Annotated in this window: 14 protein-coding genes; 5 read left to right on the forward strand and 9 right to left on the reverse strand. The window is 36.1% G+C overall.

Annotated elements, in window-relative coordinates; all coding sequences use genetic code 11:
• Positions 1–12 precede the first annotated feature (12 nt).
• The 3 genes from QL229_RS10615 to QL229_RS10625 all read right to left on the reverse strand — a co-directional run bounded on the left by QL229_RS10615 (position 13) and on the right by QL229_RS10625 (position 1,249).
• The gene (locus QL229_RS10615) at positions 13–360 is read right to left on the reverse strand and encodes a hypothetical protein (protein ID WP_138557503.1); all 348 of its coding nucleotides are present in this window, start codon (positions 358–360) and stop codon (positions 13–15) included.
• 99 nt (positions 361–459) lie between these two features.
• On the reverse strand, positions 460–912 hold the full coding sequence (locus QL229_RS10620; RefSeq protein WP_138557502.1) for a hypothetical protein: 453 nt from the start codon (positions 910–912) through the stop codon (positions 460–462).
• 103 nt (positions 913–1,015) lie between these two features.
• Positions 1,016–1,249 carry a hypothetical protein gene (locus tag QL229_RS10625; protein ID WP_138557501.1) on the reverse strand — a complete coding sequence of 78 codons (234 nt, stop codon included), beginning with the start codon at positions 1,247–1,249 and terminating at the stop codon, positions 1,016–1,018.
• 300 nt (positions 1,250–1,549) lie between these two features.
• Between QL229_RS10625 and QL229_RS10630 the strand changes: the two genes are divergently transcribed.
• Positions 1,550–1,972 carry a hypothetical protein gene (locus tag QL229_RS10630; RefSeq protein WP_138557500.1) on the forward strand — a complete coding sequence of 141 codons (423 nt, stop codon included), beginning with the start codon at positions 1,550–1,552 and terminating at the stop codon, positions 1,970–1,972.
• 113 nt (positions 1,973–2,085) lie between these two features.
• Here the strand turns inward: QL229_RS10630 and QL229_RS10635 are convergent, their stop codons facing one another.
• The 5 genes from QL229_RS10635 to QL229_RS10655 form a co-directional block, all read right to left on the reverse strand.
• A complete protein-coding gene (locus QL229_RS10635; RefSeq protein ID WP_171040408.1) occupies positions 2,086–2,508 on the reverse strand; it encodes a hypothetical protein in 423 nt (140 codons plus the stop codon).
• 83 nt (positions 2,509–2,591) lie between these two features.
• Positions 2,592–2,996 (reverse strand): DUF1801 domain-containing protein, encoded by a 405-nt coding sequence (locus QL229_RS10640; protein WP_138557499.1) that lies wholly within the window; start codon positions 2,994–2,996, stop codon positions 2,592–2,594.
• A 102-nt stretch (positions 2,997–3,098) separates the two neighbouring features.
• A complete protein-coding gene (locus QL229_RS10645) occupies positions 3,099–3,635 on the reverse strand; it encodes a hypothetical protein (protein WP_138557498.1) in 537 nt (178 codons plus the stop codon).
• A gap of 96 nt (positions 3,636–3,731) precedes the next feature.
• On the reverse strand, positions 3,732–4,175 hold the full coding sequence (locus QL229_RS10650) for a GNAT family N-acetyltransferase (protein ID WP_138557497.1): 444 nt from the start codon (positions 4,173–4,175) through the stop codon (positions 3,732–3,734).
• A gap of 227 nt (positions 4,176–4,402) precedes the next feature.
• The gene (locus tag QL229_RS10655; RefSeq protein WP_281546854.1) at positions 4,403–5,779 is read right to left on the reverse strand and encodes a serine hydrolase domain-containing protein; all 1,377 of its coding nucleotides are present in this window, start codon (positions 5,777–5,779) and stop codon (positions 4,403–4,405) included.
• A 220-nt stretch (positions 5,780–5,999) separates the two neighbouring features.
• Between QL229_RS10655 and QL229_RS10660 the strand changes: the two genes are divergently transcribed.
• The 3 genes from QL229_RS10660 (at position 6,000) to QL229_RS10670 (ending at position 9,426) form a co-directional block, all read left to right on the forward strand.
• Complete coding sequence (locus QL229_RS10660; RefSeq protein ID WP_138557495.1) at positions 6,000–8,042, forward strand: winged helix-turn-helix domain-containing protein; 2,043 nt, start codon at positions 6,000–6,002, stop codon at positions 8,040–8,042.
• Between the two features lie 282 nt (positions 8,043–8,324).
• Positions 8,325–8,744, forward strand: a complete 420-nt coding sequence (locus tag QL229_RS10665; protein WP_135924667.1) for a hypothetical protein — start codon at positions 8,325–8,327, stop codon at positions 8,742–8,744.
• 208 nt (positions 8,745–8,952) lie between these two features.
• Positions 8,953–9,426 carry a hypothetical protein gene (locus tag QL229_RS10670; RefSeq protein ID WP_138557494.1) on the forward strand — a complete coding sequence of 158 codons (474 nt, stop codon included), beginning with the start codon at positions 8,953–8,955 and terminating at the stop codon, positions 9,424–9,426.
• 56 nt (positions 9,427–9,482) lie between these two features.
• Here QL229_RS10670 and msrA read toward each other — a convergent pair whose 3' ends face one another.
• Positions 9,483–10,706 (reverse strand): peptide-methionine (S)-S-oxide reductase MsrA, encoded by a 1,224-nt coding sequence (gene msrA, locus QL229_RS10675; RefSeq protein ID WP_249930213.1) that lies wholly within the window; start codon positions 10,704–10,706, stop codon positions 9,483–9,485.
• 211 nt (positions 10,707–10,917) lie between these two features.
• Between msrA and QL229_RS10680 the strand changes: the two genes are divergently transcribed.
• Positions 10,918–12,441 (forward strand): leucyl aminopeptidase, encoded by a 1,524-nt coding sequence (locus QL229_RS10680; protein WP_281546855.1) that lies wholly within the window; start codon positions 10,918–10,920, stop codon positions 12,439–12,441.
• The last annotated feature ends 89 nt before the right edge of the window (positions 12,442–12,530 follow it).

Raw genomic sequence — 12,530 nt, forward strand, 5'->3', positions numbered from 1 at the left:
TTTATTGCTAATTTAGCTTTTAGACTTGGTTACTAAAATACTTACTTTATTTTCACCAATTTCAAAAGACGCCTGTTTACCATACTCCACAATAAAAGAAGGTGTAAAAGATCTTCCAGCGAGCGTGATAGATGTTTCTATTGCCGCCGTATTCTCTTTTTGTGGTATCACTGTAACTTCATAGTTAAAAGAATCGCCAACCGAAATGGTTGCAGGTTGCTTCTCTTCCACCAGCATTACTGGTGATGCTAGTAGCTCATTCGCTTTATAAACTGATGTTTCTATTTGAAAACTATCAGCTGCGAAACAACTTGTTGATGCTAAAAATACGCCTGCTACTAAACCTAACTGTTTGTTCATATTTATGTCCTTATCTCATTTATAGGGTTTATCCGTAATTAATATCAGTTAGTACGTTTATTTCATACACGGAAATTTCTGAATCTATGACTATGTCTATTAAAGCTCTCGGTAATAAACATCGATAGTATGTGATATTGCTTCATAACGGTTATTTTCATGTTTAAAACACGCTTTGCGTAGTTCCTTCTCTTCGTAGTTTTTACCTCCAACAACGACTTGATCTAAAGTTTGTGAACTTGCACAGAATTGCTGTTTTGAAATTGTTTCTATTTTAACTGATTCAGCTTTTGAGCGTGGCAATGAACTAGGCTTTGGGTTTTGCTTCATGCCTTCAAGTAACTGAGCTTTAGTAACTGGTACAGTATCTGACCCTACGCCTGGAATATGCAATGTTTGTTTAATCGTATAGTTTTTACTTAGTAATGGCGCAAACAAAGATACATTATTGCTTAAATAAGCCTGCTCAAAATTAAGATAAACAGCGACTTTATCTTCAGCAGCATTAACAATGAATGGGCATAGTAATAAACACGCCAGTTTAATTTTCATAATCTTCTTTTTATTAATTTAACAACTATATATCACCTTAAAGTACCGATTCAGTCATTAATAAACAACAATTTGTTTAATTTATGACTCTCCCTACCTATGATTATTTATCATCTTGCTTTTGTTTTTTACGTTGCTCATGCTTTGCTTTAGCAACGTTTTCGAACACGGGCGGCGGTATCGGAAATAATGAGATAAGCGGAAATAAAGCCATAAAAAGATAAGCGCCTTTTGGCATTTTTTTAGCCCAACGTACCATACGGGACAAAATGATAAAGGCTATAACTAGGCTAACAAGAGCAACGATAACTATAAGTACAAGTGTAAGTAAGTCCATTTTCAATCCATCAATAGGTGACTTAAGATTAATGGGTCCTTATGTACGTTTTTTAAACCGTTAAATTATTGATTGATAGCTAAAGCCAATTTCAGCAATCGGCATAAGATCAAATAACGAAAAGCTTCCTCTATCTAACTTCAAGCTTCACCTCTAATTCTAATTCATTACATTATACTAAAGTCTATAGGTTAAATTTCTTCATCTATTAGGTCATTTTTTATCGTTTGTTGAATTTTCGCTGTTCAATTAAAGTTCATTTGTCGGCGATTGATACCGATTCAAATAGAGGAAAAGATTATGTTTAGTACACTTATGAAACGCGTTGCACTTAGCTCTTTATTAACTTGTTCAGCTATGGCAGTGGCTGATCAGAGTGACTACAAATTGATGGTAATTGACCAATCTATCACTGCTGATATTGCAGAAAACCGTCAATACGAACAAGCATTTAATGACTGTGCTTTGAGTGTTAAAGAGAAAAAATTCTCTGAAGCTGAAACACTTTGCTCAAAAGCAATCAGCTTACTAAGTACAAGTAAAGTACCTAGCTATAAACGTCGCGAACTAACATCATTTACGTTAAGTAACCGTGGTGTTGCTCGCATCATGTCTGAAAACAACACTGCTGCATTGTCTGACTTTTACGAAGCAGTACAAATTTCAGGTAACGAGTTAGTAGAGCACAACTTAACTCGTGCTAAAAAGAACTTAGCGTTATAAGTTCTCACAGAATTGTGTTGTCTCAAAACCCAGCTTCGGCTGGGTTTTGTCGTTTATGTACTTTGAATGCCTCCCAACACTTAAATAGCTTGTTTTATAGAAGGCTTTCAAATTCAACATTGCTTTATAAAACCCAAAACAAAACAAACGCCAACATAAAACCAAATAACGCTTGCAACTATTTGCCAAATATCTAAACCTGAGGTTGTAATAAATGTTGGAATAGCAATTAAACCCCGTAAAGTACAAATTACCGCAATAGTTACTAAAGCAGGTTTGATAAAAGGAACTTTTCGGATTAAGCCCGCCGCTGAAAAAGCAAACACAGTACAAGCAAACATTAAGCTCGCTACTATTAGTGTGCCAATGGGGGCAAGCAAAGTTCCGTGTATTGAAGATTCAATAATTTGTTGAGGAGCCCTAGCAAAAACATACCAACTAGGCCCGCCAAATATACAGAGTACGCGCCAGATAGCAGAAAAAAACGCAATAACACCTGCACTAATTAATAATTTTGATTGAATACTAAGGCGCAATATTGACTCCGTTTTACTGTAATCTTAGGCCATATTAAAGCAAATCGACTATAATCCACTTCAAACCTTTCTGATCCGAAATTTCACATCCCCAAAAGAGGTAACCTCTTTCGCTGCTTATACGTTAAAGCCAACATCAAACAAGACTTTATCATTACTTTTGGTAACGAAGTTGATAAACAAAGAACTATAGCTCTATTCCCTTGAAAATGAAGCTTTTCACCATATAGTTCACGAAATGTATCTACCAATTTAATTTGGCAGTTGAAAAACAGATAATAATTGTTAGGTGACTTTGACTTCCAGTCGATTCGAAAAGGGCTGCCTGTTTTTACACTGTAGCTAGGCTCTCCCCATTTTAGTGTCTCGTCAACTTCACCTAGGCCCAATTCAGATGCAATTTGAAAAACTAGCTCTCGAATCTCGAAGAACTTAGCTCTGGCATTTTCAGGGTATTTATCAAATGTGTTTTTTACTTCCTTGTTCACTTGAGTCTCCGGTTATTCATTTTATTCAGTCAAATAAAATGTATGGTTTGGAAAATCGATGAAGCAGTGCTGCCATACAATAAGCCTACTTGTATTTTAGACTCATTCACCACTTGCTTCAGACAATGCTTGTTTGTAACTTAAATCAAAATGTTTGAGCAACTGATTCAGGTAGTTCAGGTTTATCTGGTTAGGTTTAAAACTTTGCCCTTTTTCTATATTTGCTATGTGTTTTTTTAGCTTTTCTTTATCTTTATTCCAAAAAGCAATGTTTCCTAACACAAAGTCATTCCAATACATTTTTGAGGAAGTTAAATCTTCATGCGGATCCAATACTTTTTTTGCGTGAAAAACCGCTTGTTGATAATCACCCGCCAAGCCTTCCATTTGAGCTAAATGCCACGTTAACGAGCTTTCTTTTGAATTATTATGAGAAATAAAACGTTTTATCAGAATAGCGGCTTCAGCATGGCAACCTGATTTTTCTAATAACCTGAACCCAGCATCGTATGTCTGATCAAATTGCTGGTATGTAAGGTTCAAATCGTCTTTTAACCTTTCTTCAAGCGCTACTTTACAATCTGCAAAAGCAAGATTTGATATAAATAATAACCCGATAGATAAAATTCCTGTTTTCAAAATTCTGTCCTTAAATTTGCTAATGTCTGTTGAGGATTACACTGCAATCAGCGCTAAGTTCACCACGAATTAAATGTAGTTGTTTTTATGTAACCTTTAAATTGTTGTTATTTCTCTCTCATGGTAAACATTTGGATTCCAAATTTGCATAAACATCTCTGGATTCTCAATTGGTTGAAAACCATATTGCGCGTACAAACCATGCGCATCTCTTGTCGCCAATACCATTCTCCTCAAGCCTTGAAGCTCGGGGTGAGACACTATGCTCTCAACAAGCCATTTGCTCAAACCTTTGCCTCGATGGCTCTCTACTATGAATACATCAGCAAGATAGGCAAATGTTGCTTTGTCTGTTATGAGGCGGGCAAAACCTATTTGAGAGTCTTGGCTGTCATAAACACCAAAACAAAACGAGTTTGCAATGGCTTTTTCTAACGTATGTTTTGGTATTCCTGACGCCCAATAGCTTTTTGAAATAAAACCGTAAATTACTTCAAAATCGAGGTCAGTTTTATCTGTGCTGATTTTATATCCTTGCACCAGTATTCCTTTGTGATGTTAACACCTGTTATTTAAGAGAATCAGTTTTAACAAAGTTACTAACCGATTGCTACATATATAATTAAAACGCTTTTTTAACAGGATATAGCCTACTGACACAAACACTACCACAACGTAAAACCATTACATTGTTATTAAATTTAACAATAATAGATTTGCAGGTTGCTCATAAGGGGCTTTAATACGCCCCTCTTTTTAATGAATTTTTACAAACGCTTTATGAGTTGATCTACTTTTGCCACAACAGGCCATGCTGAAGATTGAAAATTCCCCAAAACAACTAGAATATAACCTTTTTCTTGATACATATTTAACCTTGCTGTCATGCCTAAATGGGAACCATTATGACCAACAGTTGTATTCCCTGCTGAACTTCTCACAGAGAAACCATATCCCCAGTTTGGTGCATTTAGCTCAGGTTTTGCTGATAAGGCTTTATTAGAGAGTTCACGACTTACTAGTTGAGCATTTTGCATTGCCATGGCGAATTTGTGTAAATCGCCTACAGTTGAATAACCTCCGCCTGCAGGTCCCCCTTTTACCGATTGAAACATCAAATTTTCTGTTACTTGACCAGTTTCGACAGAAAACCAATAATTACGGGCAGTATTTTTGACAGGCACATCTAAGTCATAACTTCCGCTTTGTTGCATGTTAGCTTTTTTATATACATTTTCATTTATGTAATCATAGTAATTTTCACCAGTTACATTCTCAATCACCTGACCAAGTAGAACCATACCCGTATTGTTGTAACGCCATTCAGTTCCGGGTTCAAATGTAGCGTCAATTGAACTGTATAAATGTTGGATATCTTTAAGAGACCGCACCTTATTTTGTATCTCGTCATAGCCAGAAATAATACCAATCCCTGATGTATGGCTTAATAAGTGTCGAATCTTAATTTTGCTAAAATCACCTTTCCCTAAAATGCTTTTATCAATAAATTTAGTGAGCGGATCATCAAGCGATACTTTGCCAGCTTCTATTAGCTGTAAGATAGCGACGCTAGTAAACATTTTGTTCATTGAGCCAATTTGAAACTTCGTTTCTAAGTTATTTTTCACATCATAGCGACGTGAAGCAAAGCCATATGCAGCGCTAAACAAAATGTCATTATTTTTAGCAAGTAATACCGTGCCAGAGAAACTACCTCTTTGCGCCAGTTTATCAGTATAAATTTTGATCTCTTCAATAAATTGTGACTCAGTTAAAGAGCTTTTTGAACCTTGGTTTTGTGGAGTTTCTTCAATAGACCACCCTGTTATTGCTTGAAATTGCTCATCATTAAAAAATAACACTACTTGATGCTGCATATCTGTATTCTTTGAATAAACTTTACTTATATGACGGATGCGATTAGTTGACGTATCAAGTTCTGTAGAAATAACACTCAACTCTCCATGAAAAAGCGCAACATTCATCGAATACCCAACATAACGGTCTTTACCTTTACCCTCCCAGCGTGCAAGAGAATTTGGTGAGAAGTTCTTTACTACAAATTTTTCGATCTCATCTAAATCTTTAGTGTTTAAAACCGTAATAAATTGACTTGCCAATTTGTTATAGTCTACCTCTTTCATTGCATGTGCTTTATGGCTAATAAAACACATAAAAAATATGAGCATTAGTAAATATCGCTTCACTTTACATTCCTTTTATTGTTTATTGAATAATATGGCGCTTGGCCTTCGATACTTTTACTTTTGCGAATAACAAAAAGCGATGAAGTAGTGATTAAGAAAAGCTTAAGAAAACATTAAGCTGAAAATAACTAATAATAACAAATGGATAACTATCAACTTGAGTGAAAGTAAATTATCAAAACAATTTTTTCTTAATGACTCTTTGGTTAATTTTGAGACTGGCGAAATTCAAACAGATGGTAAAGTTGTTGTTGTAGAGCCTAAGGTGATGGCACTTCTTGAAGTATTTTCGCAAAAACCACATCAAGTGTTATCAGCCGAAATGCTTTTTGCTAATGTTTGGCCACAAGCTATTTTCAGTCCTAATTCAGTTCGCAGAAATATTGCTTTGTTAAGACAAGCGTTATCCGATGAAGAAAAGCACATTATAAAAACACACCCAAAGCGGGGCTATAGTCTCGAGGCTGAAATACGTTTTCATGATGAAAAAACGAGCACTCCATTAGCAAAAATACATCAGATAAAAAATACAAAAATAGCACTCTTAATTATCCCTGCTTTGTTTATCATTATCTTCCTTTTCAATTTCCTTAACGAAGATAAACAGATTTCTTTAGAAGATCTTAAGCCTATTACTGCAAGCAATGAAAAAGAGCGTTACCTACAAGTTAGTCCTGATGGGCGTTTCATGGCTTACATACAAAATACCAATCGTCCTAATAAGCGAAGGCTTTTAATCAAAGATTTACTATTAAATTCATATAAAGAATTAAGTACAGACTTAAAAGCGTTCACCTACCTTGCATGGGATACAGATGCAAATACGCTTGTATATTCGTTTCAAGATGAAGGGAGTATTTCATTCAATCGACTGCAACTAGATACAGAAGCGAACGTGATCAGCGAAGAAAAACTCTTTTCTCGTACAGATATAACTTGGAACAGCTTGTTTTTTATAGATGAACAAGAAAACCTTTTCTATTTAGCAAATCAAAACAGTTCCGAACACAGCCGTAATGTAAGCCTATATCGACATAACTTGATTACTGGCCATTCTTACGAAATTCTTCAACCAAATGATGATTTCAAGCCCTACAAGCTCGCTTTATCACCTAACCAGAAACAATTAGCGATAATTGGCTTCAATGAAGATGCAATCTCGGAGGTAAAACTATTAAATTTATCGAGTTTTAACCTTGAATCAGTCGTTGAAATTGATCATAACTGGCACTTTATGACTTGGTTTAACGATGGTGACTCTTTGTTATTGAGTAATGGCAGTGAGTTAAAACAACTTGAATTAAACGGCCAATTAACGACTCTTAATTTTAAAAGTTATAACTTTTTGATTTATCCACAAATCGTTAAGGACAAACTGTATTTTATTGAGGCTAAGTCTGATCAAGATATTTTGATTAGCGCTTTAGATTCACTCTCTACTCCTATAAAAATCGTAAACTCTAATACCATTGATAAAGAAGCTGCACTTTCACCTGATGAAAAACTCATCGCCTACATGTCAATGAAAAATGGACTTCCACAACTTTTTATTAAACATATTGAGACTGAAGAAGAACAATTATTGTTCGTTAACACTGAGCAAGAATATGCTTTATCAAAACCAATATGGGACCCCTCTGGAACACTTATCGCAAGCAGTATAAATAACAAACCATTTCTTATTAAGCTAGAGGAAGACCAGTTCGCAATCGAATGGTTAAATGGAATCATTGGGTATCCAATCGGGTGGTATAAACAGTCAGATGCTATTTTGTTTGTTGATAAGAACACTCACAATGATGAAATAGTTAAATTTGATTTAGTTACTGACGAAATAATGTCATTAAAAACGCAATTGAAAGATAAAGATATTTTTTTAAATGATAACGACGAATTACTGAGTTTTTCAATTGGCCAAGTAATCACTGCTTCTGGTACCAATCTATTTGATAATACGCATTTTATTTCAAGCATTTACCCTATTAAAAATGGCTTCTATTTTCAATACAAAGAAAACGACTCAAGGACAATGAATTTTTACGATTATGAACTTGGTGTTCAAAATTTAAGTATTGATTTTGAAAAGTTTTGTGCGGATTTATGTAGTCAAATAACTGCTATAAGCGGTAATACTATCTTACTCAAAGAACAAACTGATACAGCAGATATTTTAGTTTTGAATATTACATTAAATAAATAGCTTCAATCATAACTAGCTGATCTAGAGTATGTGTTTTCAACCAAACTGATAACATCAGTACATAAATAGCATTCACAAAACAAAGCTAATTGTGTTTGAAAGTAATTTTCAGACACTCTCCTCTCTAATTTTCCCTACTAAATCGCTGAGAACTGAGCAATTACTCTATAGATTAAATTTCTTCATCTATCAGTTCTAATTTAATCGTTTGTTTAGCTTATAGGAATATTTTAAAGTTCACTCGTTGGCAAGAAACACCAACTTATTCAGAGGAAAACTATCATGTTAAAAACACTTGTAACCACTATTGCACTTAGCTCTTTATTAACTTGCTCAGCGATGGCAGTAGCCGACCAAGCTGATTATAAACTGATGGTTATTGAGCAAGCTCAAACTAACGATAATGTAAGCAATGAATATGAAACTGCATTCAACCGCTGTGCATTAAGCGTAAAAGAAAAGAATTTTTCAGAAGCTGAAAACCTATGTACACAAGCGATTTCACTTCTAAACACAAGTAAAGTACCAGGTTACAAACGCCGTGAATTAACATCATTTGCGTTAAGTAATCGCGGTGTTGCACGCATCATGTCAGAAAATGATACAGCTGCAATCTCAGACTTTTATGAAGCAGTTCAAATCTCAAAAAATGAACTGGTAAATCATAACTTAAACCGCGCGAAGCAAAACTTAGCGCTGTAATAGTTAGCCCAACCAAATTGTTGTCGTAAGCCCGGTCCTTGTGTGTTCTGACTGGGCTTTTTTTTGTCTAAAATATACACTCAAGCCACCTACCCAATAAGATATTTTTTTTCATCTAATGGGTGTATTTTTGTCGTTTGTCAATCAGTAACACTGTTTCTAAATTAATAGAGTAAGTGATGTACTTACATTATTAAGGAGATAAACAATGTTCAAGTTCATACCTCTCAAAACCATCTTGATTACCTCACTTTGCATGAGTTCGAATTGGGTGTTAGCAAATGATATCGACTTTAAACTAATGGTAGTGGATGACGAAGCTTCATCCATTGCGATTATGCAAGGTGACTACAATGCTGGTTTAGTAACGTCTGCTGAAGATCCAGCAAATCAATATATAGCGCCTTTTAATCGCTGTGTTGCAAGTGTAAAGCTAAAGCAGTTTGAAAAAGCTGAAGCTGACTGTACTGAAGCAATAAGCCTATTAAAAGAGATTAAAGCATCTCGATTTAAACGTAATGAATTAACGTCGTTTGCATTAAGTAACCGAGGTGTCGCGCGATTTATGGCTAATAATGATACGGCAGCAATTGCTGATTTTTATGAAGCCTCAAGACTCGATGATAATGAATATGTATCATTTAATTTAAATCGCGCAAAACAGGAATTAAAATTGTGGTAATGACTGATTCTAATGCTGAAAAACCAGCCATAATGGCTGGTTTTTTTGTATCTACGTTAAATTTGATCACGTGGCACAAAATCAAGCACCGTCGCATTAATGCAGTATCTATCTTTACCTCTTGGCCCTTCCCCCGGGAATAAGTGTCCTAAGTGAATACCTGAGCTTTTAGATTTAAGCTCAATGCGCTGCATGCCATAACTGTTGTCTTCATGCATGGTCACACTGTCTTTTACCGGGTGAGTAAATGAAAGCCAACCGGTTCCCGAATTAAACCTATCACGAGTATCGAATAATGGCGCACCACTTAGCTTATCAACAAAAATACCATCCGGTGTGTTTTTAAAGATATCGTATTGTTTACAAAATGGGCTATCTGTTCTGGCATGGAATGCAACTCTGAATGCTTCACTATCACCTAATTTAAATGCCCCTAGCGCTTTATAAAACTCATCTTTACTCACATAACCTTGACGGCCATATATCTCTTCGCCATTTTCTATAAATAATAACGTGGGTGTTGCCCATGTTGGGGTTTTAATTTTTAAGCCATCAAGCTGATCTGCATGACGGAATGTCATAGGTATCGAGCCCATGTAATCATTAGCGACTTCTTTTTTAAACTTTTCACAGTATGGGCAATAGCCTTTAGCATCTATCACGACTATTTGCTTATTGGTTAATAAGGCCGTGTTATCAACTTGCTGTTTTTCTACTGGCGTAAAAACAACCCCTGTTGAGTGATCAGGACAATAGCCATTAGGGTTTTTCTTTAAATAATCTTGATGATATTCCTCTGCCGCATAAAACGAATCGAGAGGTTTTATAACAGTAACAATCTTGCCGTACCCTGCTGCGGTTAACTTACCTTGGTATTCATCTTTAAGTTTATTAGCAACCTTAAGTTGCTCGTTATTACTAACCAAAATTGTTGAGCGGTATTGAGTGCCAATATCATTGCCTTGGCGATTTAACTGAGTTGGATCATGATTTTCGAAATAGTATTTTAATAATTCTTCTGTCGTTAACTGATTACTGTTGTAAGTCACTTTGACAACTTCTGCGTAGTTATTTTCATCAAATCGACGTGCGCTACGTGTTATATTCTTGTAGGTTGCTTTAAAACCGCTACCGTCAGCATAACCAGATACCGCATCTAAAACACCATCAAGTGCTTCGTATCGTTTTTCAGCTCCCCAAAAGCAACCAGAACCAAGCACAATTGTTTCAATATGTCCGGTTGCGTTGTCTGGCATCTCTTGCGCTGTTGTATGATTCATAGTGAAAATGGCACTGCAAGTGAATAATGTCAGTAACATCGACTTAATTGTCATACTAATTTCCTCTTAAAAGCCTGTATTTAAAGGAGACCGACCATAAGCATTAATAATTTCAGCTTAAACGCATGCAAACAGCTATTCACCGCTAACAATTTAACTCTTAAGCTTATTTACGGTAAAACACAGCTTTTTAACATTGGGATATTAAAAAATGAAAATTGCACACAGCTTGTCTGCTATTGCATTAGGGTTAACACTTGCTACGCAAGTGAATGCCGCAGAGTTCACTTTTGCAAAGTCAATTAAGCCAAACGACACCACCTTAGTTTTATTTTTAGACACTGATAGTCAAGTTGCTAACTTTAACTATTTAAAGCCAGAAACCCAAACTCACCTAAATAAGGTCATTGAGTTCAGCGATTTTAAAGCAGGTTATGGCAAAACATTAGAAGTCATCGCTCCTAATGGCAGCGACCACCAGCGCATCTTACTTGTTGGCTTAGGAGAACAGCCAAAACTAGATGCAGCAAAAATGGCAAAACTCGGTGGTAATGTTCACGCTAAATTACAGTCTGCTAAACAAACAACCGTAAGCCTCGATTTTTCAGAGCTAAAAGACAGCGCAATCAATGCTAAATATGCAGCTGAATTTGCACATGGTGCGAATTTACGTGACCACCGTTTTGAGCAGTACAAAAAAGAACAAGATACACATGTAGTTAACTATACTGTTGATGTTGAAAATTTAGACCAAGCAGTCAAAACCCATAAATTACTACAACACATTGAACAAGGTGTATTTTTAGCACGTGATTTAACCTCTGAAGTTGCAACAGAAATGACGCCGTCTGATTTTGCAAAAGCCGCACAAGAGTTAAATAAATTAGGCGTTAAAATTACCGTTTTAGAACCAAAACAAATTAAAAAATTAGGCATGGGTGCGTTAGAAGCTGTTGGCCGTGGTAGCGAAGAAGGTTCACGCTTAGTTGTTGCACATTACCAAGGTAATAAAGACACCCCAATTGCATTGATTGGTAAAGGCATTACCTTCGACTCTGGTGGTTATAGTATTAAAACAGGTGCTTCGATTGCCCGCATGAAATCAGATATGGCAGGCGCAGCAGCAGTACTGGGTACGGTTAAAGCAATGGCACTTGCAAAAGCAGATACCAACGTAGTGGCTGTAATGGGTATGGCTGCAAATATGGTGTCACAATTCTCGGTAGCGCCTGGTGATGTTGTTCGCACAGCAGAAGGTTTAAGCGTTGAAATAGTTAATACAGATGCTGAAGGCCGTTTAGTGCTAAGCGATGCAATGTGGTATGCCCGCGACAAGTTTAAACCAAGTATTATGATTGATGTGGCTACATTGACTGGCTCAAAAATCGGTGCTGTAGGTAATGAATACGCAGCGGTTTTCTCTGATGATGACCAGCTTGTTGAGCAACTTACAATTGCAGGAAAGCAGGTTAACGAGAACTTATGGCGCTTACCACTTGGTTACGAAGATGCACTAAAATCGGATATCGCAGACCTTAAAAATATTGGTTCGCATGGTCCAGGTGCAACGACAGCAGCAAGTTTCTTACAAAACTTTGCCGGCGATACCCGTTGGGTTCATATCGATATTGCTGGTAATGCACTTAACAGCAAAGCTAAAGATGAGTTAACTGAAGGTGGCACTGGTTATGGTGTTCGCTTGTTATCAAACTGGCTTTTAAACAACGCTAAGTAATAACACATAGTAATACGCCAAGCAGCTGTAATGATTTTATAACTGCTTGGCAATCATGAGTTTTTCTAATTAACATTAAACACTCATTT

Source organism: Pseudoalteromonas sp. PAR1, from assembly GCF_947311895.1.
GTDB lineage: Bacteria > Pseudomonadota > Gammaproteobacteria > Enterobacterales > Alteromonadaceae > Pseudoalteromonas > Pseudoalteromonas lipolytica_C.

Excerpts from the sequence above, each read along its gene's own strand:
- QL229_RS10615 (WP_138557503.1), bottom strand. The coding sequence starts at position 360 with ATGAACAAACAGTTAGGTTTAGTAGCAGGCGTATTTTTAGCATCAACA.
- QL229_RS10620 (WP_138557502.1), bottom strand. The coding sequence starts at position 912 with ATGAAAATTAAACTGGCGTGTTTATTACTATGCCCATTCATTGTTAAT.
- QL229_RS10625 (WP_138557501.1), bottom strand. The coding sequence starts at position 1,249 with ATGGACTTACTTACACTTGTACTTATAGTTATCGTTGCTCTTGTTAGC.
- QL229_RS10630 (WP_138557500.1), top strand. The coding sequence starts at position 1,550 with ATGTTTAGTACACTTATGAAACGCGTTGCACTTAGCTCTTTATTAACT.
- QL229_RS10655 (WP_281546854.1), bottom strand. The coding sequence starts at position 5,779 with ATGAAAGAGGTAGACTATAACAAATTGGCAAGTCAATTTATTACGGTT.
- QL229_RS10665 (WP_135924667.1), top strand. The coding sequence starts at position 8,325 with ATGTTAAAAACACTTGTAACCACTATTGCACTTAGCTCTTTATTAACT.
- QL229_RS10670 (WP_138557494.1), top strand. The coding sequence starts at position 8,953 with ATGTTCAAGTTCATACCTCTCAAAACCATCTTGATTACCTCACTTTGC.
- msrA (WP_249930213.1), bottom strand. The coding sequence starts at position 10,706 with ATGAATCATACAACAGCGCAAGAGATGCCAGACAACGCAACCGGACAT.
- QL229_RS10680 (WP_281546855.1), top strand. The coding sequence starts at position 10,918 with ATGAAAATTGCACACAGCTTGTCTGCTATTGCATTAGGGTTAACACTT.